25 protein-coding genes are annotated in these 24,247 nt (G+C 62.7%); 10 read left to right on the forward strand and 15 right to left on the reverse strand.

From position 1 onward, the window contains the following. Window positions 1-17: 17 nt before the first annotated feature. The 6 genes from BLW08_RS09390 to BLW08_RS09415 all read right to left on the reverse strand — a co-directional run bounded on the left by BLW08_RS09390 (window position 18) and on the right by BLW08_RS09415 (window position 5,209). Window positions 18-1,001, reverse strand: coding sequence for an aldo/keto reductase (locus tag BLW08_RS09390; RefSeq protein WP_090822883.1), 984 nt, complete (start codon window positions 999-1,001; stop codon window positions 18-20). A 52-nt stretch (window positions 1,002-1,053) separates the two neighbouring features. Beyond that, a complete protein-coding gene (locus BLW08_RS09395) occupies window positions 1,054-1,911 on the reverse strand; it encodes a hypothetical protein (protein ID WP_091324665.1) in 858 nt (285 codons plus the stop codon). A 188-nt stretch (window positions 1,912-2,099) separates the two neighbouring features. Further along, window positions 2,100-3,326, reverse strand: coding sequence for an RNA polymerase sigma factor (locus BLW08_RS09400; RefSeq protein WP_175538654.1), 1,227 nt, complete (start codon window positions 3,324-3,326; stop codon window positions 2,100-2,102). Continuing rightward, complete coding sequence (locus BLW08_RS09405; RefSeq protein WP_026543372.1) at window positions 3,327-3,686, reverse strand: YciI family protein; 360 nt, start codon at window positions 3,684-3,686, stop codon at window positions 3,327-3,329. A 123-nt stretch (window positions 3,687-3,809) separates the two neighbouring features. Continuing rightward, window positions 3,810-4,625, reverse strand: a complete 816-nt coding sequence (locus BLW08_RS09410) for a methyltransferase domain-containing protein (RefSeq protein WP_091324668.1) — start codon at window positions 4,623-4,625, stop codon at window positions 3,810-3,812. Between the two features lie 44 nt (window positions 4,626-4,669). Then, window positions 4,670-5,209, reverse strand: coding sequence for a MarR family winged helix-turn-helix transcriptional regulator (locus BLW08_RS09415; protein ID WP_090822887.1), 540 nt, complete (start codon window positions 5,207-5,209; stop codon window positions 4,670-4,672). Between the two features lie 165 nt (window positions 5,210-5,374). Between BLW08_RS09415 and BLW08_RS09420 the strand changes: the two genes are divergently transcribed. Next, on the forward strand, window positions 5,375-7,549 hold the full coding sequence (locus BLW08_RS09420; protein WP_091324670.1) for an MMPL family transporter: 2,175 nt from the start codon (window positions 5,375-5,377) through the stop codon (window positions 7,547-7,549). Window positions 7,550-7,552: 3 nt separating this feature from the next. Here BLW08_RS09420 and BLW08_RS09425 read toward each other — a convergent pair whose 3' ends face one another. The 3 genes from BLW08_RS09425 to BLW08_RS09435 are packed head-to-tail and all read right to left on the reverse strand — an operon-like array spanning window position 7,553 to window position 10,013. Further along, on the reverse strand, window positions 7,553-9,103 hold the full coding sequence (locus BLW08_RS09425; RefSeq protein ID WP_091324672.1) for a PEP-utilizing enzyme: 1,551 nt from the start codon (window positions 9,101-9,103) through the stop codon (window positions 7,553-7,555). An 8-nt stretch (window positions 9,104-9,111) separates the two neighbouring features. Further along, window positions 9,112-9,597, reverse strand: a complete 486-nt coding sequence (locus tag BLW08_RS09430; RefSeq protein WP_091325067.1) for a GNAT family N-acetyltransferase — start codon at window positions 9,595-9,597, stop codon at window positions 9,112-9,114. 59 nt (window positions 9,598-9,656) lie between these two features. After that, on the reverse strand, window positions 9,657-10,013 hold the full coding sequence (locus BLW08_RS09435) for an ArsR/SmtB family transcription factor (protein WP_091324674.1): 357 nt from the start codon (window positions 10,011-10,013) through the stop codon (window positions 9,657-9,659). Window positions 10,014-10,194: 181 nt separating this feature from the next. Between BLW08_RS09435 and arsB the strand changes: the two genes are divergently transcribed. The 5 genes from arsB to BLW08_RS09460 all read left to right on the forward strand — a co-directional run bounded on the left by arsB (window position 10,195) and on the right by BLW08_RS09460 (window position 15,432). Further along, entirely contained in the window at window positions 10,195-11,223 is a 1,029-nt protein-coding gene (gene arsB / locus BLW08_RS09440; RefSeq protein WP_091324676.1) for an ACR3 family arsenite efflux transporter, read from the forward strand. A gap of 15 nt (window positions 11,224-11,238) precedes the next feature. Next, complete coding sequence (locus tag BLW08_RS09445) at window positions 11,239-11,661, forward strand: arsenate reductase ArsC (protein WP_090822897.1); 423 nt, start codon at window positions 11,239-11,241, stop codon at window positions 11,659-11,661. Window positions 11,662-11,684: 23 nt separating this feature from the next. Then, entirely contained in the window at window positions 11,685-12,662 is a 978-nt protein-coding gene (gene trxB, locus BLW08_RS09450; protein WP_091324677.1) for a thioredoxin-disulfide reductase, read from the forward strand. A gap of 49 nt (window positions 12,663-12,711) precedes the next feature. Next, window positions 12,712-14,067, forward strand: a complete 1,356-nt coding sequence (locus BLW08_RS09455; protein WP_091324679.1) for an FAD-dependent oxidoreductase — start codon at window positions 12,712-12,714, stop codon at window positions 14,065-14,067. Window positions 14,068-14,181: 114 nt separating this feature from the next. Next, the gene (locus BLW08_RS09460; RefSeq protein ID WP_091325068.1) at window positions 14,182-15,432 is read left to right on the forward strand and encodes an Nramp family divalent metal transporter; all 1,251 of its coding nucleotides are present in this window, start codon (window positions 14,182-14,184) and stop codon (window positions 15,430-15,432) included. A 21-nt stretch (window positions 15,433-15,453) separates the two neighbouring features. Here BLW08_RS09460 and BLW08_RS09465 read toward each other — a convergent pair whose 3' ends face one another. The 4 genes from BLW08_RS09465 to BLW08_RS09480 form a co-directional block, all read right to left on the reverse strand. Next, window positions 15,454-16,143, reverse strand: coding sequence for a DsbA family protein (locus tag BLW08_RS09465; protein WP_091324681.1), 690 nt, complete (start codon window positions 16,141-16,143; stop codon window positions 15,454-15,456). A gap of 61 nt (window positions 16,144-16,204) precedes the next feature. Then, complete coding sequence (locus BLW08_RS09470) at window positions 16,205-16,885, reverse strand: cation diffusion facilitator family transporter (protein WP_091324682.1); 681 nt, start codon at window positions 16,883-16,885, stop codon at window positions 16,205-16,207. Continuing rightward, a complete protein-coding gene (locus BLW08_RS09475; protein ID WP_090822907.1) occupies window positions 16,882-17,208 on the reverse strand; it encodes an ArsR/SmtB family transcription factor in 327 nt (108 codons plus the stop codon). Before BLW08_RS09475 ends, BLW08_RS09470 begins: the two co-directional genes overlap by 4 nt. A 79-nt stretch (window positions 17,209-17,287) precedes the next feature. Further along, the gene (locus BLW08_RS09480) at window positions 17,288-18,145 is read right to left on the reverse strand and encodes a prephenate dehydratase (RefSeq protein ID WP_090822909.1); all 858 of its coding nucleotides are present in this window, start codon (window positions 18,143-18,145) and stop codon (window positions 17,288-17,290) included. Window positions 18,146-18,255: 110 nt separating this feature from the next. Between BLW08_RS09480 and BLW08_RS09485 the strand changes: the two genes are divergently transcribed. Further along, window positions 18,256-18,762: a hypothetical protein gene (locus BLW08_RS09485; protein WP_139244869.1), complete on the forward strand. Its 507-nt coding sequence runs from the start codon at window positions 18,256-18,258 to the stop codon at window positions 18,760-18,762. A gap of 69 nt (window positions 18,763-18,831) precedes the next feature. On the opposite strand, the gene BLW08_RS09490 is transcribed toward BLW08_RS09485, so the two are convergent. Continuing rightward, a complete protein-coding gene (locus BLW08_RS09490) occupies window positions 18,832-20,244 on the reverse strand; it encodes an aldehyde dehydrogenase family protein (protein WP_091324686.1) in 1,413 nt (470 codons plus the stop codon). Window positions 20,245-20,405: 161 nt separating this feature from the next. Here BLW08_RS09490 and BLW08_RS09495 point away from each other — a divergent pair, with 161 nt between their 5' ends. Beyond that, window positions 20,406-21,047, forward strand: a complete 642-nt coding sequence (locus BLW08_RS09495; protein WP_091325069.1) for a LysE family translocator — start codon at window positions 20,406-20,408, stop codon at window positions 21,045-21,047. Here BLW08_RS09495 and BLW08_RS09500 read toward each other — a convergent pair whose 3' ends face one another. Continuing rightward, window positions 21,048-21,638 carry a TetR/AcrR family transcriptional regulator gene (locus tag BLW08_RS09500; protein ID WP_091324688.1) on the reverse strand — a complete coding sequence of 197 codons (591 nt, stop codon included), beginning with the start codon at window positions 21,636-21,638 and terminating at the stop codon, window positions 21,048-21,050. A gap of 123 nt (window positions 21,639-21,761) precedes the next feature. Here BLW08_RS09500 and BLW08_RS09505 point away from each other — a divergent pair, with 123 nt between their 5' ends. Continuing rightward, window positions 21,762-23,774, forward strand: coding sequence for a primary-amine oxidase (locus tag BLW08_RS09505; RefSeq protein WP_091324689.1), 2,013 nt, complete (start codon window positions 21,762-21,764; stop codon window positions 23,772-23,774). A gap of 19 nt (window positions 23,775-23,793) precedes the next feature. Then, window positions 23,794-24,231 (forward strand): hypothetical protein, encoded by a 438-nt coding sequence (locus BLW08_RS09510; protein ID WP_090822919.1) that lies wholly within the window; start codon window positions 23,794-23,796, stop codon window positions 24,229-24,231. Window positions 24,232-24,247: the final 16 nt, after the last annotated feature.

Genomic DNA, 24,247 nt, shown 5'->3' on the forward strand with positions numbered 1-24,247 from the left:
CGACGGCGGCCCGCAGGCTACCAGCGCGGGTGAATCGCTTCGCGGAAGTAGCGGTCGTAGATGTCCCGAACTCCATCAGCCAAACCAGCCCCTACCACCTGCAGATCTCCGGCTTCGGCGTTGGCCCGTGCCTGCTCGGCCGAACGGGCGCCGGGGATGACCGCTGTGACGCCGTCTTGAGCGATGACCCAGGCGAGGGCCGCCTGAACGGTGGTGACGCCGTCGGGAACTAATCCGCTGAACTCCTGGGCGGCCTTGACGCCGGTGGCGAAGTCGACGCCGGAGAAGGTTTCGCCGACATCGAAGGAGGCGCCGTCGCGGTTGTAATTCCGGTGGTCGTCGGCGGGAAATTCTGTGTCTGCCGTGTACTTGCCGGACAGCAACCCGGAGGCCAGTGGCACGCGGGCAATGATGCCCACGCCGGCTTCCTTGGCGGCTGGCAGCACCTCGTCGAGGGGCTTGAGGCGGAAAGCGTTGAGGATGATCTGCACGGAGGCGGTGTTTCCGCGTTTGATGGCTTCCAGTGCCTCGTCCGTGCGCTCGACGCTGACGCCATAGTTGCGGATGGCCCCTTCGCTGACCAAGGTATCCAAGGCATCGTAGACCTCGGAGTTGCTGTAAACGGCAGTGGGTGGGCAGTGCAGTTGCACCAGGTCCAGGGTGTCCTGCTGCAGGTTTCGCCGGGAACGGTCTGTCCAGGCGCGGAAGTTCCGGAGGGCGTAATTTTCGGGAATCTGGTCCACGCGGCGCCCCATTTTGGTGGCTACTGTGACGTCCAGATCCGGGTTGGCGCGGAGGAAGCGGCCGATGATTTCCTCACTGCGTCCATCACCGTAAACATCGGCGGTATCGAAGAAATTCACGCCCGCCTGGACCGAGGCTTCCAGCACGGCAACGGCGTCCTCTTCGGTGACGTCACCCCAGTCCGCTCCGAGTTGCCAGGTGCCCAGCCCCACGGTGGAGACGGATCGGCCGGTCTTGCCAAGTATGCGCTGTTCCATGGGTTCGACTATATGGGTAGGTGTTCCGGGGTGCCCACCCGTGGTCGTTCGTTCAAGGGTTCAATTTCACGTTTGTCAGCATCCAGCCCACGACCGCGCCGACTATCACGACAACTACTGGAAGGGAGGAGAGGGCAGCCATTCTGCGCCGAATCTCGGCCGAGAGGAGAGCACCTGCCCTGGGGCTCGAGATGTCTTCAAACTCTCCCTCATATACCTGCCGGATAAGTCTCTCGGCGCTTTCCGCGACTTGGCGGTTGATTTTCGAATAGCTTCTGGGTTTCCCCACTGCAAGATGACGGGAAATTCTCCGAAGACTGCGATCGCCTTCAGGAATACCCAGTTGTCGAGCTGAGTCGAGGAATACCCGGCCGGACGACGAGATGCTTCGTCGATCCTTGGCCGACGAGCGAGGCGAATGCACGCGGGCTTGGTGGGCTAGGCGCAGTCCGGCGTCCAACAGACGCCGTTTCGGAGACAGTCGTTGGGGTATATGGAAGGTGAGAAAAGTACAAAATGCGCCAAAGCCTACAGCCAAAACTACGCAGTAAATGAAAACTATCCATGTTCGAATTGCTTCAAATTTCCAAAAGAGCATAAGCGCCGGGACGAAGAAGGTGAGAGCTCCAAAGCCCCAAGCGGCGAGTCCTGCGGCTGTGGAAGTGTTGGTTTTCAGATCCAGAATGAGTTCGCGTTGATCTCGAACGATTCTCGGCAGGGAGCCTCTCACAGATTTGGCCCACCGCAATTTCAACTTTGGGTAGAACCGCCATGGGTCGCTCGCTGTAGGCGAACTAAGGAAGACGTTCCGGACGAACGCCACCGTAAACCCAAGAAGGCCGGCCGTTGCAGCCAGGATTACAAAAATTGTGGCGATGGTCCAGAGAATTTGAGAATCAAGGGATGACATTTCCCGCTCCTTCGGTGTTGCCTCAAAGACCTTCGTCTGACGAGATCATCGGTTTTCTATTAGGAGCAAACCTAAGACGAGGCGCCGACATTATTGAGGCAGCAAGGGGCTGTGACCTTCTTTGGACCCACTAGTCCTGCCAATGGATCCATATCTGTTGACTTTTGACGGGTAGCGAGGAAAGAAGGTCAGGAAGACCCCAGCTCGTCGAGCCCCGCCACTTTACCCATCAAGTACCGCCGCTCCTGCAAGCTTCCTGTCTTTTTGGCGGCGGCGAGGTAGGCGGCGCGCGCCTCCACCAAGGAGCCCGCCATTTCATGAAGGTGCCCACGCACAGCGTCCAGACGATGCGATTTCCCGAGTGCAGAATCAAGCCCGGCCAACAACTCAAGCCCCGCAGCGGGCCCGTGCACCATGGCCACGGCAACCGCGCGATTCAGCGTGACCACAGGACTGGGAGCCACGGCCTCAAGGACCGTGTAGAGGGCCAGGATCTGCGGCCAGTCGGTCTGGGCAGCAGACGGCGCTTCCGCATGCACGGCAGCGATGGCCGCCTGAAGTTGATACGGCCCGGCGGCACCCCGCCCGAGGACGGAGGACAGCAGCCCGATACCCTCCGAGATCTGCTCCCTGTTCCACAAACTCCGGTCCTGATCCGCCAGCGGCACCGGCATTCCGTCCGCCAGCGCCCGGGCGGAACGGCGGGAATCCGTGAGCAGCATCAACGACAGCAGCCCGGTGGCCTCCAGCTCGCGTGGCGCAGCGGCCACCAACAGGCGCGCCAGCCGGATGGCTTCGGTGGTGAGCTCCTCACGCTGCAGCGACGGCCCCGAGCTCGCGGCATAGCCTTCGTTGAAGATCAGGTACAGGACGTGAAGTACGACGCCGAGCCTCGCCTTCCGCTCGGAAGCCGGCGGCATGCTGAACGTGGCTCCTGCTTTCTGGATCCCTTGTTTGGCGCGGCTGATGCGCTGTCCCATGGTGGCTTCGGGGACCAGGAAGGCGGAGGCAATTTCCGCCGTCGTGAGTCCTCCAACTGCCCGGAGCGTTAACGCGAGTTGTGATGGCGCGGAGAGCGCAGGATGGCAGCACAGGAACATCAGGGTGAGGGTGTCGTCCGCTTCTGAAACGGAGCTGTACTGAAAGTCTGTTGACGCAACACGTTCCTCCCGTGCTCGTCGTGCGCTTTCGCTTCGATAAAAATCCACCAAGCGGCGGTTGGCGACGGCCAGCAGCCATGCTCGTGGGTTGTCCGGCAACGCGGTTGGCCACCGTTGGGAAGCTTCGAGGAGGGCTTCCTGGACGGCATCCTCGCACGCATCGAATTGGCCGTGATTGCGCGCCAGCACGCCGAGGACCTGCGGCGCCAAGGTGCGCAGCAGGTCCTCTAAACGTGCGGTAGGCGACGAATCCAGCTAAACCTCCGGTGGAGCTTCCTGGACGGCGCGGAGCTCAACCACCTGCGCGTACTTCACGATGCTTGAACAAATCTCCACGGCGCGTTCCTCACTGGCCACGTCCACCACCCAGTAACCCACCAGGGACTCCTTGGATTCGGCGAAGGGGCCGTCAGTGGTGATGACGCCGTCCGGGGTCTGCTTGACCAGCTTGGCGGTGCTGCCGTCGGCCAGGCCCGCATTGAACACCATCTCGCCGGACTCAGTGAGGTCCTTGTCGATTTGGATCATGAACCCAATCATTTCCTGGATCCATGCGGGGTCTGCGGTCTCCATCATGCCCTCGGCCGATCCGAACATCATGATCATGTATTTCATCTCAAACTCCTTATGAGGAGCGCCCTTTGTGGGTGCTTTCACTCATGGGTCGGAACTGCGGCTGGCATTTCTACATGGTGGGGCAAACTTTCTTTGAAAAGTTCAGGCCCCTCTTTGAAGACCTCAGGCCCGGGCGATCACCTCGCCGTTGGGAATGAGGAAGAAGCCGTCATCGGTGGCTCCCCAACGGTGCCAGCCGGCGGCTATACGGGCGAGGTCGGCCTCGTTGGCGAAGCCGTACTCCAACGCCTGCTCGGCGAAGGCGGAGTGCAACACCCGCTCGCTCCACACCCTGGACTGCCACGCACGTTGCTGGGCGGTGGCGTAGAGCCAGTTGCTGCTGGTGGGAGCCACCTGGGTAAATCCTGCCTGCTGGGCCCAGGAGACCAGGCGGCGGCCGGCGTCGGGTTCTGCTCCGTTGCGGCGCGCGATCTTCTGGTAGAGCTCCATCCAGTCATCGAGTTCCGGGACCTCGGGGTACCAGCTCATGCCGTGGAAATCTGCGTCACGCACAGCCACGATGGCACCGGGCTTGGCCACGCGGCGCATCTCACGCAGTGCAGCCACGGGGTCGGTGAGGTGTTGCAGGACCTGGTGGGCGTGAACAAGGTCGAAGGACTCGTCTTCGAAGTCAAGATCGTAGATATTGCCGGTTTGGAAGGACACATTGTCCACGCCACGCTCGGTGGCCAGCTCCGTGGCCTGCGCAACGATGTCCGGCGAGCGGTCCAAGCCGATCACATGCCCGGGCGCAACCATCCCCGCGAAGTCGCACGTGATACTGCCTGGTCCGCAGCCGACGTCGAGGACTGATATTCCGGGGGTGAGATGAGGTATGACAAACGCGGCCGAATTCTCGGCCGTCCGTGAGGCGTGGGCCCGGACAACCGACTCGTGGTGTCCGTGGGTGTAGACATCTTCAGGCTGCTGCGCGTTCATAGGGAAACGCTACAACTTGGAACGTGGATTTAGGCGGAGCGCCGTCAGTCGCTCTTGTGTGAGGCTTCTTCACGCGCGGCGAGGGTGGCTTCCACCATGTCGGTCATGAACCGTGTGACAAGCTCCAGTTCCTCGGCGCTGTAAGCGGCCATGGCCTGGCCCATGCGGATGGCGAGCGGCATGAACATGGCACTTCCGTCGCGGTATGCCTTGGGTGTCATCTGCAGCTGGACCTGCCGACGGTCCGTGCCCAGGCGTTCGCGGACCACGTGCCCGGAGGCATGCAGCCGGTCAACCAAAGCTGTGGTGGCGGGGGAGCTCAACCGGAGTTCGGTGCGCAGGACGCCCGGCGTGACCACCCTGCCAGCAGCGGAATGGCGCATGATCACCGCGAGGGCATTGAGGTCCGTGCGGTGCATGTCGTTCCGGCCGCCGGCTGCGTCCACGTAGTGGTTGGCTTCGAGCGTGAAGTCCTGGAGGAGCCGCACCAGCTCCTGGGGAGCGGCAGTCTGGGGGCGGCCGGATCCGGGCTGGCTGGATGGAGGGCCGCTGATGTCAGGTCGCGGGGCTGTTGGGTCCGACATGTCCGCCCTCCTGCCAGCGTGGTCTTGTGTTTACTGCCTTCCGGATATTACTCCCAGCAGCCGGGGAATCCGGCATCAGTATCCACTCACTCTTGGAATAGTTCCATGATAGAGATAATCTATGGTGGAATAAAGACCTCACGCTTCCCCACTGAAGAAGGACTCATGAACCCGCAGAAAGTACCGTTCTGGCTGCGCTGGCTGGTGCCCGTGGTGCTGGTCATCACCTGGCTGGGCATCGCAGGAATTGGTGGCCCAACGTTCGGGCGCCTGGACGAAGTCTCCTCCAACGACCAAGCGTCCTTCCTTCCCGCCGGTGCCGAAGCAACGGAAGCCGGTGACTGGCAGGCCAAGTTCCGGGATTCCGACGAGATTCCGGCCGTGGTGATTGTGGAGAACGATGCCGCCTTCACCCCGGCACAACTGGGCGAAGCAGCCCAGCTGAAAGCCGACATTGAGGCACTCAAGCTGGGGAGCGCCGTCGTCGGGCCTATCCCATCCGAAGACGGCAAGGCCGTCCAGTTCATCGTTCCCATGGCGTCCTCCGATGAGTTGCGGGCGAAAGTCCAGGAACTGCGCGACGTCGTCCAGCCAGGCGCTCCGGACGGCATGAACGCCTTCGTGACGGGCCCTGCAGGCCTGACCGCGGACCTGGTCAATGCGTTCGGCGGAATTGACGGCATCCTGTTGCTTGTTGCCTTGGGCGCAGTGTTCCTGATCCTGTTGCTGGTCTACCGCTCCGTGGTGCTGCCATTGGCGGTGCTGTTCACCTCCGTCTTCGCCCTGTGTGCGGCCATTCTGCTGGTGTTCGGGATGGCGAAGTTGGGGTGGATCCAGCTGAACGGCCAAAGCCAGGGCATCCTGTCCATCCTGGTGATTGGCGCGGCCACCGACTATGCGCTGCTGTACGTGGCGCGGTTCCGTGAGGCCCTCACTCACACCACCAACCGCACACAGGCCGCCATGACGGCGTGGAAAGCCTCATTCGAGCCGATCCTCGCCTCGGGCGCGACGGTCATCATCGCGCTGCTCTGCCTGCTGTTCTCCGACCTGAACTCCAACAAGGCGCTGGGCCCTGTGGCTGCGGCCGGTATCCTCTGCTCCCTCTTCGCGGCCCTCACGCTCTTGCCCGCGCTCATGGCGCTGCTGGGCCGTGCAGCCTTCTGGCCATTCCGGCCCAAGCTGCTGCCCGACGACGAACGCGAACCCGAGCTTGTCACCGGACTTGAAGGGCAAAAGGGTCTGTGGCGCGGCATCGGGACTCTGGTATCCAAGCGGCCGCGCGTTGTCTGGGTAGCGTCTGTCCTGCTGCTTCTGGTGGCATCCGCCGGAGTCCTGCAGTTGAAAGCCAACGGCGTCCCGCAAACGGACGTCATCCTCTCCCAATCCGACGCCGTGGACGGCCAGGACGCGTTGGCGCGCCACTTCGATGCCGGCAGCGGCAGCCCCGCCGTCGTGGTCGCCTCCCAAGGTGCCGCGCAGCAGGTTCTGGACAAGGTCAAAACTGCCGACGGCGTAGGGGACGCCTACCTGTTGGCTGAAGGCAATGTGCCCATCACGGGTGCTCCAGGAACTCCCGCTGAGCCGGCCGTACGCGATGGCAAGGTGCTCATCAATGCCACCCTGAATTCTGCGGCGGACTCGATTGAGGCCGAGGAAGCGGTGAAGTCCTTACGGCTGGCTGTACGCGACGTGGATTCCGGGGCGTTGGTTGGTGGAGTGACGGCGACCGCGCTGGACACGAACACCACCGCACAACGCGACTTGGTGGTGATCATCCCCATTGTGCTGGTGGTGATTCTCTTCATCCTGATGCTCCTGCTGCGCTCAGTGGTGGCACCGGTGCTGCTGGTGCTGTCCGTGGTCCTGTCCTACGGGGCGGCGATGGGTGTCTCCGCATGGGTGTTCAACGGGGTCTTCGGATTCTCCGGCGCGGATGCCACTGTGCCCCTGTTCGGTTTCGTGTTCCTGGTGGCCTTGGGCGTGGACTACAACATCTTCCTGATGAGCCGGGTTCGTGAAGAGTCGCTGAAGCATGGAACGCGGCCAGGGATCCTGCGCGGATTGGCTGTCACCGGCGGCGTCATCACCTCCGCCGGCGTGGTTCTTGCCGCCACGTTCGCAGCCCTGGGCGTCATTCCCATCATGTTCCTGGTCCAGCTCGCGTTCATTGTGGCATTCGGTGTGCTTCTGGACACCGTGCTGGTGCGCTCGCTGCTGGTACCTGCGCTGGCGTATGACATCGGAAGCAAAATCTGGTGGCCGAGCAAGCTGGGGCGTGGGTCCTCTGCGGCCCCGGTGGCGCCGCGCGAGGAGGAAGAGGCCTCGGTGGGGCGGTAATCCTCAGCCCTGCGGGGTGCCTGTGTCGACGTAGCCCGCGCCACCATCCACGGTCACGTGTTGACCGGTATGCAGGCGTCGGGTTGCGTCGCGCGTCCCCACCACCGCGGGGATTCCATACTCGCGGGCAACGATGGAGGCATGTGCCGCGAGGGTTCCGCCGTCCGTGACCACAGCGGCTGCCCTGGCGAAGAGCGGAGTCCATGCCGGAGCGGTGGAGCGGGCAACCAGGATTTCGCCTGCTTGGAAGCTGCTTGCGTCCTCCAGCCTTTCCAGCACGCGCACCTTGCCGCTGGCGCGCCCGGTGCTGGCCGGATGGCCGATGATGGCGTTCTCTGGATACTCGAAAGAAGTTCTGGCCGCCTCCACAGCGTTTGCCACAGGGTCGCTTCCGATCCGTCCCGGTTCGCCTCCAAACCTCACCGGCTCACCAATGATCAGGGGTGCATTCAACCTCCGTTGGTCATGCCAGATGGTGCGGCGATGGTCAATCTGTGCGCGGTAGTCCCGTCCCTGGTGGTGGACCCCGCCCAACATCTCGTCCAGGGTGAGGAAGTGGATGTCCTGGGAATCTGCGATGGCACCGGTGGAGACGAGGTGCTCACCCAGCCTTTGGGCGCAACGGCGAAGGATCGGCCACCCCAGGCTCAGATGCTGGGCTTGTTCCTCCCGCACGGCAGCGTAATACCGGGTCATGGTGAGGAGGGAGTCGAAACGCGTCAGCGTCCCCGGGGAGTCAAACAGCACACTGCGGGCTGCGGCTTCGGCCTGGGACCGTTGCTCATTCAGGGCTGAAGCCACGTCGGGCCCGGACTCCTCGGCCACTGTTAGGCCGGCCCCTCCCACCTCACTGGCAATCGGGTGGTACCAGTCGAGGGAATAGACGGCATGTGGACACGGTTCTGCGGGGGTTCCAGTCAAGCCCCGGAGGAGCACTTGATGGCCGAGTCGACTTTCGGGGATCCCGCTGAGGGGTCTGGCCAGTTCCTTGCGCCAAAAGCCGGCCAGCGCAGATTCCATTTTCCAGGCAGACCCGCCCACAACGGCCAGGGACCATAGGTGGATCCCGGCCTGCCGACTGATGGCGTCCACCAATCCGACAAGCCTGGCGGGCGAAGCCGTCCCGACTTCCCGCTCTGCGTCGCTCACGATGTTCCGGTACGTGGGCAGTAACTGTTCCCGCCACTTCACCTCCAGCGCATGGAGAACCGTCCGGTGGGCAGCGGCCGGGTTGCTGGAGGTTCTGAGAATGACGTTGACCAGGAACCACGGCAGCCGACCCCGGCTGCGAAGTATCAGCGGCACCACGGTCCTCGGTTTGGGAATGGGCGGAGAATTGAAATACCAACCATTTACTGCGCCGTATCTGAACGGCACACGCACCCGAACATCTTCCTCCATGCCGTCGAGGAATCCGGTCTCAATCCGGGGGAGGAGCCAGTCTGCGAACAGCGGTGTCATCGGGTCCGGGAGCCACTCACCCAGCCGAAAATTCCTTGCCCACACGCCCTTGCCTGGTGCGGTCCAGCTGGCGGGGCCTGGCAGGGTGGTCATTTCGGGACTCAGTCCACTGCGGGAGATCGGCGCTCAATCAGGACAGTATCCCTCCACTGTCCGGCGAGCGGCCCGTGCGGCATGCGGGCGATGCGGTTCCGGTGGCCTACGACGCTGAATCCTTCTGCCTCATGGAGCCGGAGGCTGGCCGCATTCTCCGGAAAAACGCTGGCTTGGATAGTCCAAATACCCGCATTCTCGGTGGAGGCGATGAGTGACCGGAGAAGGCTCTTGCCGACACCGAGACCCTGGGCTTCCCCCGCGACGTAGATGGAATGCTCCACGACGCCCGAGTAGGCGGCACGCGAGGACACCGGCGATACCGCGGTCCAGCCCAGCACCCTGCCCTCCTTTTCAGCTACCAACCGGTGCTCTTTGAGGCGGGTGGAGTCGAAGTGCTCCCAGCCCGGTGCGGCGGCTTCGAAAGTAGCGTGTCCGGTTTCGATCCCCGCGGTGAAGATCTCCCTGACGGTGGGCCAGTCCTGCGTCGTCATGGGCCGGATCCGGACACCTTTGGCGTCACTGGGGCGTGAACTGGTTGCGGCCTGGCTGGTCACAAGCTCGCCAAAAGGCCGGTGGTTCGCTCTATGGCGCCAGGGACCAATGAGTAGTACGCCCACGTGCCGCGCTTCTCACGGTGGAGGAGTCCGGCGTCGACCAGGATTCTCAGGTGATGCGATACCGTCGGCTGCCCGAGGTTCAGGGGCTGGGTGAGATCGCACACGCATGCCTCGCCCCCTTCGGATCCCTTGACGATGGACAACAGGCGCAGGCGGTTGGGATCTGCCAAGGCTTTGAACACCGATGCCCTGAGCTGTGCCTCGTAGTCATCGAGTGATGGTTGCCCTGACGGCTCGCAGCACACTTCTGCGTCCACAGCTGTCGGCTCAAGTGTTTCCGCGGAGTTCATGGATCCATTATGCACACACATTGACAATCATCGATATAGCCGGACATACTCATATCGAAGTTCATCAATGTATGGGCTTTTTCAACACCACAACACAGTCTGGAGTTCAGTGAGCACCCCAACGCAAACCCCGGCTCGGCGGAGTGCCGCCAGCCATGACGCCGCTGGGAAACTCCCGGCCATGGACCGGTTCCTGCCGGTGTGGATCATCGCGGCAATGGCGCTGGGTCTGCTGCTGGGCAGCTTGATTCCCGGCCTGAATACCGCGCTGGAGGCCGTGAAGATCGGCGAAGTCTCCTTGCCTATCGCCATTGGCCTTCTGGTGATGATGTATCCGGTCCTGGCCAAGGTGCGGTACGACCAAGCGAACCGTGTGCTGGCTGATCGAAAGCTGCTGGTTACGTCCTTGGTCATCAATTGGGTGCTGGCTCCGGCTTTCATGTTCGCCCTTGCCTGGGTGTTCATCCCTGACCTGCCGGAGTACAGGACCGGACTGATTATTGTGGGCTTGGCCCGCTGCATCGCCATGGTCATGATCTGGAACGACCTCGCCTGTGGGGACCGTGAGTCTGCCGCCGTTCTGGTGTTCATCAATTCCGTCTTCCAAGTGATCGCCTTCGGGGCTTTGGGCTGGTTCTACCTCCAGTGGCTCCCATCCCTCCTGGGACTTCCCACCACGGCCGCCGACTTCTCCTTCCGGGCCATAACGCTCTCGGTGCTGATCTTCCTGGGCATTCCGCTGCTCGCTGGCCTGCTCACCCGCGTCATCGGTGAGAAAGCCAATGGTCGCCAATGGTACGAGAAGAACTTCCTGCCAAGGATTGGTCCCTGGGCGCTCTACGGACTCCTTTTCACCATCACGCTCCTGTTTGCGCTCCAAGGCGGGACCATCATGTCCAAGCCGATGGACGTCCTTCGCATCGCTTTGCCGTTGTTGGTCTACTTCGTTGTCGTCTTCAGTGCCGGAATGTTCATTGGCCGCTTGCTGAATCTGGGGTACGCCAAGACCACGACTTTGGCGTTTACCGCTGCGGGCAACAACTTCGAGCTTGCCATCGCTGTAGCGATCGGAACCTTCGGTGTCACGTCAGGTCAGGCCTTGGCTGGTGTTGTTGGACCCTTGATTGAAGTACCCGTCCTTGTTGCACTTGTGTATGTAGCCCTCTGGGCACGCAAGCGCTATTTCACCCGCACCCATATAGCTGCCTGACCTTCGAGGAAATTCATGACCACCGATTCCGTAAAGAAGCCTTCCGTCCTTTTCGTCTGTGTCCACAACGCAGGGCGCTCGCAGATGGCCGCTGCGTTCCTTACCACTCTCTCCCAAGGTGCCATCGAGGTTCGGTCTGCTGGCTCCCAGCCCGCGGACAAGGTCAATCCCGCTGCTGTCGAAGCCATGGCTGAAGTGGGTATCGATATGTCGGCCGAGATCCCCAAAGTCCTCACTACAGAGGCCGTCAAGGAATCGGACGTGGTCATCACCATGGGCTGCGGTGACGAATGCCCCTACTTCCCCGGCAAGCGCTACGAGGACTGGGTCCTTGAAGATCCCGCCGGACAGGGAGTTGACGCTGTCAGGCCCATTCGCGACGACATCAAAATACGCATCGAGAACCTGATCGCATCGTTGACCCCTGCTGCCAAATAATTCGACCACCAGGAGCGAGTCCCATGAGCAACGAACAACTCATCATCATCGGGTCCGGCCCTGCCGGCTACACAGCGGCCATCTATGCAGCCCGCGCGGGGTTGAACCCGTTGGTTCTGGCCGGCTCAGTTACTGCCGGCGGCGCCCTCATGAACACCACGGAAGTGGAGAACTTTCCCGGGTTCCCCGGCGGGATACAAGGCCCGGAGCTGATGGACGGGCTCCAGGAACAGGCCGAGAAATTCGGTGCCCACATAGTGTTCGACGACGTCACAGAGGTTGATCTGAAAGGTCACTTCAAGCGGGTGGTCACCGGAGCAGGCGAGACTCACGAGGCTCCTGCAGTTATTCTCGCCACGGGCTCCGCCTATAAGGAGCTCGGGCTGCCGGAAGAGAAGAAACTTAGCGGGCATGGCGTGTCTTGGTGTGCCACCTGCGACGGCTTCTTCTTCCGCGAGCAGGACATCATTGTGGTGGGCGGCGGAGACTCCGCAATGGAGGAAGCGACATTCCTGACGCGATTCGGAAAGTCCGTCACCGTGGTGGTGCGTAAGGGCGAGCTCCGCGCTTCCCGCATCATGGCCCAGCGTGCCAAGGACAATCCCAAGATCACGTTCGCTTGGAATTCTGCCATCACGGCCATCCACGGAGACACCAAGGTCACCGGTGTGACGCTCAAGGACACCCGGACCGGCGAAGCGCGGGAGCAGGCAGCAACCGGAATCTTCGTGGCAATCGGTCATGTGCCTCGAACGGAACTGCTTGAAGGCCAGATTGACCTCGATGCCGAGGGCTATATCAAGGTGGCCTCGCCAACCACTATGACCAACCTCTCCGGTGTCTTCGCGTGCGGCGACGCCGTGGATCACCGCTACCGCCAGGCCATTACAGCGGCGGGCACAGGATGCTCGGCTGCCCTGGACGCCGAGCGGTATCTGGCTGCCTTGGACGATGCAGACAGCATTGCAACCGCATTGGTCGAAGAGCCCACCCACTTCTGAGAATTGCCCACTTACTTCCAGGAATTTCCCAGCGGAGGAACGAGTAACCATGAATGACAACCTTCCCGTGGCCATCATCGGCGCGGGCCCTATCGGATTAGCCGCAGCAGCCCACCTGCTCGAACGCGGACTGGAGCCGACGATCTTCGAAGCCGGCCCCACCGCGGGTGCCGCCATGGAGCAGTGGCGCCACATCCGGTTGTTCTCTCCGTGGCGCTTCAACCTCGACGCCGCAGCAGTCCGATTGCTCACGCCGGCAGGCTGGGAGTCGCCTCGGCTGACGGCTTTGCCTTACGGCGGGGAAATCATCAATCACTATCTGGCTCCCTTGGCAGCAACACCGGAGCTCGCTTCCCGGCTCCACACGAACGCCCGGGTCCTGGCCGTCACCCGTCAGGGCATGGATAAGACCCATGTGCGCCACAGGGATACAACACCCTTTATTGTTCGCGTTGAGCAATCTACCGGGGAATTGCGCGATTACACGGTGTCAGCAGTCATCGACGCCTCCGGCACGTGGTCCACCCGAAATCCCCTGGGAACGTCCGGTCTGCCGGCAATAGGAGAAGAACAGGCAGCGCGCAGGATCTCCTCACCGTTGCCGGACGTTGCCGGGCGGGACCGCGCTACCTTCGCTGGCCGGCGCGTCTTGGTGGTCGGAGCAGGGCACTCTGCGGCCAACACATTGATCAGTCTTTCGGAGCTTGCGAAACAGGAACCGGATACGCGCATCCTGTGGGCTGTGCGGGGAGATTCTCCGGACAAGGTCTACGGCGGCGGTGATGCGGATGGTCTGCCTGCACGCGGACAGCTCGGATCCAGGCTTCGCCGGCTAGTGGACGCAGGCCGGATAGAACTGCACACGGGTTTCGGTATCAGCAAGCTGACAGACTCCGAGCGAGGCGTCACCGTAACTTCCGGCGACGCGCGCACCTTGGTGACGGACGTCGTCGTGCCTTGTACGGGCTTCCGCCCTGATCTCACCATGTTCAGCGAGCTCCGCCTTGATCTGGACCCCGCCGTCGAAGCTCCGGCAGAACTCGGTCCGCTCATTGACCCCGAGTTCCATTCTTGCGGCACCGTCCCACCCCATGGTGCCAAAGTGCTCGCCCATCCGGAAAAGGACTTCTACATCGTTGGCATGAAGTCGTACGGGCGCGCGCCTACCTTTTTGCTGGCAACGGGCTATGAACAGGTCCGGTCAGTCACTGCGGCACTCGCGAGGGACTACGCGGCGGCAGACGCCGTTCACCTTGAGCTCCCCGAAACAGGTGTGTGCTCAGTCGACGCCGTCTCCAGCTGTGAAGTACCTGGGCTGGTGGAGGCGGCGGAGGGGTGCTGCGCAACTCCCGAGCCGGTGCTGATCGGTATTCCCACGGGATTGACACATGGCCGTTCAGGCTAAGGCCTGCGCGCGCCCGAACCTATCTTGAACGGTCGGTGCACCTAAAGAGTAGTTTTCGGCATGCCTAACTTTCCGCTATCCTCATAGCAGAATGCCCCGATGATGAGGATGACCATGGCTGCGCCAACACTCGAAACCCGTCGTGCGCCCCGCAAGGCGTGGTCCCGGCTCCTTCTGCTGGGCCCGGCATTCGTAGCCGCCATTGCCTATGTAGATCCGGGCAACGTAGCGGCGAACCTCACTGCCGGTGCCAATTACGGGTATCTGCTTGTCTGGGTGCTGGTGGTGGCCAATGCCATGGCTGTTCTTGTGCAGTATCAATCGGCCAAATTGGGCCTGGCCACGGGAATGAGCCTCCCGGAAATTCTGGGGAAGCGGCTGGGCACTAAGCGGCGGCGCCTCTACTGGGCGCAGGCTGAGATCGTTGCGGGCGCCACGGACATGGCCGAGGTCATTGGTGGTGCTGTGGCACTGAACCTGCTTTTCGGGCTTCCGCTGCTTGCCGGGGGAGTCATCATTGGCGTGGCGTCCATGTTGCTCCTGGCCCTGCAGTCACAACGCGGGCAGCGGTCCTTCGAGTACGCGATCCTTGTGCTCCTGGGCGTCATTGCCATCGGATTTGTGTCGGGGTTGTTCGTTAACCCGCCGGATGCTGGAAGTGCCTTGGCAGGTTTGGTGCCCCGCTTCGAGGGTACGGACACTGTCCTGCTGGCTGCGAGCATGCTTGGGGCTACCGTGATGCCCCATGCGATATACCTCCATTCCGCCTTGGCCCGTGATCGTCACGGTTTTTCGGAGGACCCTGCCGTTCGGACCCGGCTGATCCGAGCAACACGCTTGGACGTCGCGGGCGCCCTGTTGTTGGCCGGCGTGGTGAATATTTCGATGCTGTTGCTTGCCGCCTCCAGCCTGCGGGGCATCGAGGGAACGGACACGATCGCGGGCGCACACGCAGCAGTGACGTCGGCGCTGGGTCCGGCCATAGGTGTCATCTTCGCCATCGGTTTGCTTGCCTCCGGCCTGGCCTCAACCTCGGTAGGCTGCTACGCCGGAGCCACCATCATGGGTGGGCTGCTAAAAGTCCGCATCCCGCTGCTGATGCGCCGGGTTATCACGCTCATTCCGGCCTTGATCATCCTGGGTGCGGGCATCGAGCCGACCCTGGCTTTGGTCCTGAGCCAGGTGCTTCTGAGCTTCGGCATCCCCTTCGCCTTGATCCCGCTGATCCGTCTTACCGGCAAGCGGGACGTGATGGGTATTCACGCGGATTCCACGGCATTGAAAGTCGCTGGCTGGACCAGCGCCACGTTGATCGTCGGACTGAACATCGTGCTTATTACCCTGACGCTATCCGGCCAGTCTTGATCCACCAGCCCGGAGAAGCCCCTATTTGGCGGCTTCGTCCAGCAGCTGGCGGAATTGTTCCTCTGTGTTTAAGGTGAGTTTCTTGCCATCGAGGAAGAACGTCGGGGTGCCGGTGACGCCAAGTGCGTTGCCGTCAGTGGCGTCTTTCCGGATTCGTGCCTGGGTTTTTTCGTCCGCGACGCTTGCATCATATTGCGCCATGTCCAGGCCGAGTTCCTGTGCGTAAATTCGGAAGGTTGCTGCCTGGGAGTCTGACTTTTCGCCCCACTGAGGCTGTGTATCAAACAACTTGGCCACCATCGCCTCGTATTTGCCCTGTTGCGCCGCGGCTTCAACGGCCAGCGCGGCAGTTCCGGAGTTTCTGTGTCCGGGGAGGGGGAAGTAGCGCTGGACAAACGTGATCCGGTCCCCGTATTCCTTCTTCAGATCCTCCACTAACGGGTAAGCGGCGCGGCAGGACTCGCATTCGAAGTCGAGGAACTCCACCAGCTGCGCCTTTTCCGTGGTGGGGGTGGTGATCCGGTGACTGTCTTCGCGGACCAACTGTGCTCCGCCCGCCGGCGCAGCGGAGCTGGGAGCTGGTTTTGTAGCCGTGAAAATCGCGAACCAGATGGCCCCCGCTGCAACAACCGCCGCGATCAGGATCCACACGATGGTGCGTACTTTCTTTGCGGTGTCGACGGGCTGGGGGCGTGGTGGTGCTTGTGTCATCGGGGCTGATTACTTTCCTGGTAGCGGTGGGTGGCTGCGTCGAATCGACGGGGTGTTTGTTTTAGTGCTGGCAGCAGTCATCTGCCGCAACTGCATGGTGCGGGGTACCCGCGCTGGGCACTGTGCAGCAAACGTCGCCTCGCCAGGCGTTCACGCCTTCACGGACGGCGATGGCGGCGATCACCAGTGCAGCGCCGGCATCGGCCCACCACCACCCCAGAGTGCTGTTCAGTATCAGGCCGAGCAACAGCACGCCGGAGAGGTACGTGCAGAGCAGTGTCTGCTTGGAGTCCGCCACTGCGGTTTTGGAGCCAAGTTCCCTGCCCGCCCGGCGTTGGAAGTAGGACAGGGCCGGCATGATCGCAAGGCTCAAAGCCGCTATCACAATGCCGGGAGTGGACTGCTGGGCCTCGCCGCCACCAGTGAGTGATCGGACTGCATCCACAGTGACGAACGCTGCCAGTGCGAAGAACGAGATCGCGATGATGCGCAGTGTCAGGTGTTCGCGACGTTCGGGATCCTTGGCGGAGAACTGCCAGGACAAGGCCACCGCGGAAGCGACTTCCACAACAGAGTCCAGCCCAAAACCAATCAGTGCTGAAGAGTCCGCAACGCCACCAGCCCAGAGTGCTGCGACCGCTTCGACGACGTTGTAGGTGATGGTCGCGGCGGCGAACAGCCGGATGCGACGCATGAGGACGAGCCGGCGATCCGCTGTCAGTAAGAGCAAGGGGGTGTTCATGCCAGGCAGGTCCCGTCCGGCGCGCAGCAGGCAGGATCCACGGCCAACACCACCCCCAGCAGGTCTTTGATCGCGTGGCCCAATCGGGCGTCGGCCAATTCATAACGCGTCCGCCGACCGTCAGGAATGGCAACCACCAAACCACAACCGCGCAGGCAGGTCAGATGATTGGACATGCTTTGACGCGACACCCCAACAGAGTCTGCCAAGTCAGACGGGTACGACGGCGACTCAGCGAGGGCAAGCAGAACTTGCGCGCGGGTGGGGTCTGAGACGGCGTAGCCAAAGCGGGCCAACACTGGCGCATGGGTGAGTGTCTCCATATGACCAAAGTACAGATTTGGATGTATTCACGCAATCCTGTACTCAGAGACGCACCGCAGGTGGCGGGAGACTGAAACGTCAGGCGCTGACGGTGTTCCGCTCGCGATACCCATCTGCGGCGTAAACGCCGAGGACCCGCACCTCGGTGGTGAAGAACTCCAGCTCCTCCAGTGCTCGGCGGAGTCGTGCGTCTTCAGGGTGGCCTTCGACGTCGGAAAGGAACATCGTGGCGGCAAACTCGTCGCCCACCATGTAGCTCTCCAACCTGGTCATGTTGAGCCCGTTGGTCGCAAAACCCCCGAGGGCCTTGTAGAGGGCGGACGGGACGTTGCGGACCCGGAAGACGAAGCTGGTGATCGCGGGACCCGGAAGTTCTTCCTTCGTGGGAAGCTCACGTTCACGGGCCAGGACAACGAAGCGCGTGGTGTTGGTGGGGTCATCTTCGACGCCGGAGGCCAGGACCTCCAGTCCGTACAGTTGGGCGGCAAGCGGCGGGGCGAGGGATAGCTTCCGGGGATCGTTCCAGTCCCTGACTTCACGGGCAGAGCCTGCGGTATCACCGGCGATGACAGGCTTGAGGCCGGCTTCTCGGATGATCCGGCGGCACTGACCCAGCGCGTGGATGTGGCTGTGGACCTCTGTGGCGCCCTCGATGGTGCTGCCCGGGATTCCCAGGAGGTCGAATCGGATCGGCAGGAAGTATTCTCCGACGATCTGCAATTTGGATTGGGGAAGCAGGACGTGGATGTCGGCCACTCGTCCGGCGATGGAGTTCTCGATGGGAATCATAGCCAGATCGACCTCGCCGGTGGAGACGAGTTCAAACGCGTCCTCAAAGCTCGCGCAGGGAACGCTTTCGAGATCGGGGAACATTTCCTTGCACGCGAGATCCGAATTGGCTCCCGGCTCACCTTGGTACGCAATCTTCTGGGACATGGTGCTCATGCTTACACGCGCAGCCCCCAGTGACCCAACCGCGTCCATCCTGTGACTGGACAAGCGGGAGCCGCCTTCTCTAGGTTCAGGACAAGGATGGGGGACCGACGATGACCACTGTTAACGTGCACCGAGAGCACGCGACGGCTTTCAATGAGCACAGAATTTCAAGGTTTGCAGGCACAGTGATGGCGCTGGCAACCTTTGCCTGGGCAGTCCTGCTTTCAGGCGCAATGGGAGACCTCGGGCAAGTGCCGTTGCCCTGGCAGATTGCGGTGCATGGGTTGAGCCTGCTGTCGGCCCTGACTGTCTACGTCTATTCCCGGCAATTGGCGCACAGGACCAGCGCTGCCGGACTCATGTGCTTTGTAGCCGTGGGGTTCTTCTTCGCTGACCTGGCTCTGGGTTTCAACTACAGCCCGTACTTCGGCATCGCGGTCATCGCGTGGGCGGCCAGCGCGCGGCGACCCCTCCTGGCCGGGACGGGAGTCCTGGCCGTCGGCGCCGCCATCGTAGCCAGGTTCCACACCTCCCTTGACTACCTTGCCGTCGCCGGAGCTGGCCTGATCATCCTCGCGATAGCGCTCGCCACACGCCCGAACAGCCCAACTGACTGACATTAGTGGTTGGAATGAGGAGTCATAGCAACCACTAATGCCAGTCAGTTGGGAAGGCGCAACAGTGGTTTAGCCGTTGATGATCTGCGGGACGCCCAAAGCCTTGAGGCCTTCGGCGCCGAACTCGAGGCCGTAGCCTGATTGCTTGGCGCCGCCGAACGGGATGCGTGGATCCACGGCGCCGTGCTTGTTGATCCATACTGTTCCGGCCTGGATGCGGGAGGCGACTTCGCGCGCGGCACTCAGGTCGGAGGACCAAACTGAGGCGCCCAATCCGACGTCGAGCGCGTTTGCCTTGGCCACTGCCTCGTCAACGGTGCTGTATTTGATGATGGGCAGCGCCGGGCCGAACTGTTCCTCGGCCACCAACGGGTTGTCGTTGTCGATGTCGGCCACCAGGGTGGTGGGGTAGAAGTTGCCGGGCGCTTCGGCGTCGGGGTTGCCACCGATCAGGATCCGGGCGCCGGAGTCGCGGGCAGCTTCAACAAGCCGGGCCACGATGTCGTACTGCTGGCGGTTCTGCAGCGGGCCCAGCACGTTGTTCTCATCCAGTCCGTTGCCCATGGGCATGGCTGCAGCGACGGCAGTCAGTTCGGAGATCACGGCCTCGTACTGGGACTCGTGGACGTACAGGCGCTTGAGGGCGGCGCAGGTCTGGCCGGTGTTGATGAAAGCGCCCCAGAACAGGCCCTCGGCAATTGCCTTGGGGTCTGAGTCCGGCAACACGATGCCGGCGTCGTTCCCGCCGAGTTCAAGGGTGAGCCGCTTGACGGTGTCCGCCGAGGAGCGAATGATCGCCTTGCCCGTGGCGGTGGAACCGGTGAACATGACCTTGCCGATCGCGTCGTGGGAGGCCAGTGCCTCGCCGACGTCGCGGCCACCGGAGACTACGGACAGCAGGCCTTCGGGCAACTCTTCATTGATGATCGCAGCCAGTGCCAGGACGGACAGCGGGGTGTATTCGGAGGGCTTGACCACCACGGCGTTGCCCATGCGCAATGCCGGCGCGATCTGCCAGACGGTGATCATCATGGGCCAGTTCCAGGGACCGATGGCACCCACGACGCCGATGGGCCGGTAGTGCAGTTCGGCTCGCGTTTCGCCGTCGTCCACCACGGTTTCAGGATCCAGCGGTGTGGCGGCGGTGGCGCGGAGCCAAGCGGCGCAGGCGCCCACTTCGAAGCGGGCGTTGGGGCCGTTCAGCGGCTTGCCCTGCTCGCGGGAGAGGAGTTGGGCGAGTTCTTCCGCGGAACGTTCGACGGCGTCGGCGGCCTTCATCAGCGCGGCGGACCTGGCGTCGTGGCCCAAGGCAGCCCACGCTGGCTGGGCGGCAGTGGCAGCTGCGATGGCGGCTTCGAGTTCCTCGACGGTGTGAACGGGTGCTTGGCCCACAGCCTCGCCCGTGGCGGGATCGAGGATGGTGCGGCTGTTCTGGCCGTTGGCTGGTGTGATCGAGGCCAGCAGGGCGTCGTAAGTCTCCATTGGTACTCCGCTCGGGTAGTAAGTCTTGGCGGCCAGTGAGGCACGCGGCGATGTTTCCAGTGTGGTCGGGGTCACCCCTGACGGCCTTGTCGTTGAACGAACAGCCCTTGACGGGAAGCGAACGCTTTCGGTTCCGGGCGTCCTGCCTGATAATCGACCTTGTGACTCTTGCTTCCCTAGCTGCCTTCGCAGGCCTGTGCCTGGTCCTGTCCGTAACGCCCGGCCCGGACACCTTCCTGGTTTTGCGCATCGCCCTCAACCGGCCCAGTGCCGGGATTGCTGCCGCGGCAGGTTCCGCGGCGGGCGCGATTATGTGGGCAGCTCTGGTGGGCGTCGGATTGGCGGCCATCCTGGAGCAGTCCGCGGAATTGTTCCGCTGGGTCAAGATCGCAGGCGGTCTCTACTTGCTGTACTTGGGCGTTTCGTCGTTCATCAAGTCGCGCAAGGCAGCCAAAGCGGGTGCGGACGGCTCTGTCGCGGAGGCGCCTCTCCCGTACAGTCGGCTCTCCGCGTTGGGCGCAGGCGCACTGTCCACGCTGCTCAACCCCAAGGTGGGACTTTTTTACCTGGCCGTGGTTCCCCAGTTCATCCCGCATGGTGGGGACACCATGGGCACGTCCTTGATTCTGGGCGTGGTTGTAGCTGTCATTGCCTTCGCGTATCTCTCGATGATCGCCGTCGTCGCGTTCAAAGCGATGCGGTGGCTTAAGCGTCCCAAGGTGAGCACCGCCGTCGAGCGTGTCAGCAGCGGCGTGATCGCCGGGTTGGGCGTGGGCGTGGTGGCGTCGGGCGCCACGAGTTAGCTAGCCAGCCAGCAGCGCGAGGTAGTTATCCAGCTGCCCCGCGAGGTCCTGCGAGAAATGCTCGGCGGGGGACAACGCCACAACGATCTGCGCACCGAGCATCATGTTCAGCAGGTGATCGGCGACGGCGGCGTCCCCGATGGGGGTGGCGATCTCACCGGCCGTCCGCGCTGCTGCGCAATGAGCTGTGATGGTGGTGTGCCACTGGCTCATGGACTCGCTGTGGAGGGCGGCCATGTCAGCGTCGTTGAGTGCCTTCTGCCAGAACGGGATCACGATCCGGGCCTCGTTGACACGCTCCTCATCCAGCGGCAGGACTTCAGCACAGAACGCGCGGAGGGCCGCGACGCCTGAGAGTCCCTCAGTCACCGTGGCGATGCGCTGGTTGGTGCGGTTGAAGACGTGCCCGAACGCGGACGTGAGCAGCAGGTCCTTGGTGGGGAAGTAGGGCTTGAGGGCGCCGTTGGCGAAGCCGGCTTCCTCGGCAATTTCCCGCATGGTGGCACCCTCCATGCCAAGCTTCGCGATGATCCGCCAGGTTGCGTCCACCAGTTCGAGGCGTCGTTGATCGTGGTCCACAATCTTTGGCACTGGATGGGCTCCCGAAAAAATAAATGGCGGACAGGTCTTGTGACCCATCTTACGTTTTGGTTATTCTCTACACCTATAGAAAATAAATCCTGACCCATCATAGGTCCCGGACAAGAGGCAGCCATGACGCCCACAGCAACTGAGACAGCAACCGACGCCACCGCCATTGAGGAAGCACAGTACGCCCTGGCAACGGGCGCCGAAATCTCCCAGGTGCAGGGAATCCTGCAGGCCTCCGGCCACCTTGGCGCCGAGAAACGCATCGCCTACTTGGGGCTGGTGGACCCAGCCCGTGGCCAGTCAGAGCAGGACCGCCGTTTCCGCGTCTTCCTCCACGACATCTCCGGCGGCGCACCCGCCGACGTCCTTGTCTCGGTGACCCGCGGCGAGATCCTCTCCGCAACAGAACTGGACACCAAAGTCTCCGGTGAACTCCCTGTGCTGGAGGAAGAATTCGAGGTTGTGGAGACACTCCTCGCCACCGATGAGCGCTGGCTCGCCGCGCTCGAGGCCCGGGACCTGGACGTAGAGAAGGTCCGCGTTGCTCCACTGTCCGCCGGCGTCTTCGAGTATGAAGACGAAAAGGGCCGGCGCATCCTTCGTGGCCTCGCGTTTGTGCAGGACTTCCCCGAAGACAGTGCCTGGGCCCACCCCGTGGACGGACTCGTAGCCTATGTGGATGTGGTCAACAAGGAAGTCACCCAGGTCATCGATCTGGGCGTGATGCCCATCCCGGCAGAGCACGGAAACTACACGGACCCTGAACTGACCGGCCCGCTCCGCACCACCCAGAAGCCCATCAGCATCACACAACCGGAAGGCCCCAGCTTCACCGTCACAGGTGGCAACCACGTCGAGTGGGAAAAGTGGAGCGTGGACGTGGGCTTCGACGTCCGCGAAGGAGTTGTCCTCCACAACCTGGCCTTCCAGGACGGCGACCGGCTCAGGCCCATCATCAACCGCGCCTCCATCGCCGAAATGGTGGTGCCGTACGGTGACCCTTCGCCCATCAGGTCCTGGCAGAACTACTTCGACACCGGCGAATACTTGGTGGGTCAATACGCCAACTCCCTGGAACTGGGCTGTGACTGCCTGGGTGACATCACTTACCTCAGCCCGGTCATCAGCGACGCTTTCGGCAACCCCCGCGAAATCCGCAACGGCATCTGCATGCACGAGGAAGACTGGGGCATCCTGTCCAAGCACTCCGACCTCTGGACCGGCATCAATTACACCCGCCGTAACCGCCGCCTGGTGATCTCCTTCTTCACCACCATCGGCAACTACGACTACGGCTTCTACTGGTACCTCTACCTGGACGGCACCATCGAATTCGAAGCCAAGGCCACGGGCGTCGTGTTCACCAGTGCGTTCCCGGAAGGCGGCTCGGACAACATCTCCCAGCTCGCCCCGGGCCTCGGAGCGCCCTTCCACCAGCACCTGTTCAGCGCCCGCCTGGACATGGCCATTGACGGTTTCACCAACCGCGTGGAGGAAGAAGACGTGGTCCGCCAGGCCATGGGCGAAGGCAACGAGCGCGGCAATGCGTTCTCCCGCAAGCGCACACTCCTGACCAAGGAGTCGGAGGCAGTCCGTGAGGCAGACGCCCGCGCGGGCAGGACGTGGATCATCTCCAACCCGGAGTCGAAGAACCGTCTGGGCGAGCCCGTGGGCTACAAACTCCATTCCGAGAACCAGCCCACGTTGCTGGCCGACCCGGCGTCGTCCATCGCGAAGCGCGCCGCTTTCGCCACCAAAGATGTGTGGGTCACCCGCTACTCGGACGAGGAGCGCTACCCCACGGGCGACTTCGTGAACCAGCACTCCGGCGGAGCCGGCCTGCCGGCCTACGTTGCCCAAGATCGCGAGATCGACGGCCAGGACATCGTCCTCTGGCACACCTTCGGCCTGACACACTTCCCGCGTGTGGAGGACTGGCCGATCATGCCCGTGGACACCGTTGGCTTCAAGCTCCGCCCTGAAGGCTTCTTCGACCGCAGCCCCGTACTGGATGTGCCGGCCAATGCCTCGGGTTCGAGCTGCCACAGCGCCGCTGCCGGTGAACACAGCGCCGCTGCCGGTGAACACGGCGCCGCTGCCGGTGAACACAGTGAACCCGCCGGGCACTGCCACTAGAACCGCTCCGGGACACGTAATGACCACGACGGCGGGACGGGTCCGGTCAGCCGGGCCTGTCCTCCATCCCCGGATCTGCGCAGCGCTCACTGCCGTCTCATGCCTGGTGCACCTCTGGCTCGCGGCCTCGGGGCACCACAGCGCCTGGCTGGGGATCCTCATGATCGGCTTGGCGGCCGTCTGCGTCCCCTGCACAGTTCACATCTGGCGCCACAGCCGGGTAGGGGCGCTCCACCAAGTGACCCTCTCCGCCCTTGCCATGGTGGCCCTGCATGCTGTCCTGCTGTTCGGAGCGGGTGGTGCCGGCCACGCCCACGGCGGCAGGCCGGCGTCGAACGCTGTTGATACTTCCGGCGCCGCTGGGCTGTTGCTGGTGATCGGCTTGGAGATCACGACGGCGTTGCTCGCCGCCACGCTGGTGGCGCGGCTCCGGCGTCGGGGTGCTGTGGCGTCCTGACCTAAACCTTCCGCAG

Source organism: Arthrobacter sp. cf158 (assembly GCF_900106835.1).
Lineage (GTDB): Bacteria > Actinomycetota > Actinomycetes > Actinomycetales > Micrococcaceae > Arthrobacter.

Bases quoted from the DNA above. Each gene is read 5' to 3' on its own strand.
- BLW08_RS09510 (WP_090822919.1), top strand. From the start codon at position 23,794: ATGACCACGACGGCGGGACGGGTCCGGTCAGCCGGGCCTGTCCTCCAT.
- BLW08_RS09405 (WP_026543372.1), bottom strand. From the start codon at position 3,686: ATGAAATACATGATCATGATGTTCGGATCGGCCGAGGGCATGATGGAG.
- BLW08_RS09395 (WP_091324665.1), bottom strand. From the start codon at position 1,911: ATGTCATCCCTTGATTCTCAAATTCTCTGGACCATCGCCACAATTTTT.
- BLW08_RS09465 (WP_091324681.1), bottom strand. From the start codon at position 16,143: ATGACACAAGCACCACCACGCCCCCAGCCCGTCGACACCGCAAAGAAA.
- BLW08_RS09420 (WP_091324670.1), top strand. From the start codon at position 5,375: ATGAACCCGCAGAAAGTACCGTTCTGGCTGCGCTGGCTGGTGCCCGTG.
- trxB (WP_091324677.1), top strand. From the start codon at position 11,685: ATGAGCAACGAACAACTCATCATCATCGGGTCCGGCCCTGCCGGCTAC.
- BLW08_RS09430 (WP_091325067.1), bottom strand. From the start codon at position 9,597: ATGACGACGCAGGACTGGCCCACCGTCAGGGAGATCTTCACCGCGGGG.
- BLW08_RS09460 (WP_091325068.1), top strand. From the start codon at position 14,182: ATGGCTGCGCCAACACTCGAAACCCGTCGTGCGCCCCGCAAGGCGTGG.
- BLW08_RS09470 (WP_091324682.1), bottom strand. From the start codon at position 16,885: ATGAACACCCCCTTGCTCTTACTGACAGCGGATCGCCGGCTCGTCCTC.
- BLW08_RS09415 (WP_090822887.1), bottom strand. From the start codon at position 5,209: ATGTCGGACCCAACAGCCCCGCGACCTGACATCAGCGGCCCTCCATCC.
- arsB (WP_091324676.1), top strand. From the start codon at position 10,195: ATGGACCGGTTCCTGCCGGTGTGGATCATCGCGGCAATGGCGCTGGGT.
- BLW08_RS09390 (WP_090822883.1), bottom strand. From the start codon at position 1,001: ATGGAACAGCGCATACTTGGCAAGACCGGCCGATCCGTCTCCACCGTG.
- BLW08_RS09435 (WP_091324674.1), bottom strand. From the start codon at position 10,013: ATGAACTCCGCGGAAACACTTGAGCCGACAGCTGTGGACGCAGAAGTG.
- BLW08_RS09480 (WP_090822909.1), bottom strand. From the start codon at position 18,145: ATGTCCCAGAAGATTGCGTACCAAGGTGAGCCGGGAGCCAATTCGGAT.
- BLW08_RS09425 (WP_091324672.1), bottom strand. From the start codon at position 9,103: ATGACCACCCTGCCAGGCCCCGCCAGCTGGACCGCACCAGGCAAGGGC.
- BLW08_RS09475 (WP_090822907.1), bottom strand. From the start codon at position 17,208: ATGGAGACACTCACCCATGCGCCAGTGTTGGCCCGCTTTGGCTACGCC.
- BLW08_RS09410 (WP_091324668.1), bottom strand. From the start codon at position 4,625: ATGAACGCGCAGCAGCCTGAAGATGTCTACACCCACGGACACCACGAG.
- BLW08_RS09490 (WP_091324686.1), bottom strand. From the start codon at position 20,244: ATGGAGACTTACGACGCCCTGCTGGCCTCGATCACACCAGCCAACGGC.
- BLW08_RS09445 (WP_090822897.1), top strand. From the start codon at position 11,239: ATGACCACCGATTCCGTAAAGAAGCCTTCCGTCCTTTTCGTCTGTGTC.
- BLW08_RS09485 (WP_139244869.1), top strand. From the start codon at position 18,256: ATGACCACTGTTAACGTGCACCGAGAGCACGCGACGGCTTTCAATGAG.
- BLW08_RS09455 (WP_091324679.1), top strand. From the start codon at position 12,712: ATGAATGACAACCTTCCCGTGGCCATCATCGGCGCGGGCCCTATCGGA.
- BLW08_RS09505 (WP_091324689.1), top strand. From the start codon at position 21,762: ATGACGCCCACAGCAACTGAGACAGCAACCGACGCCACCGCCATTGAG.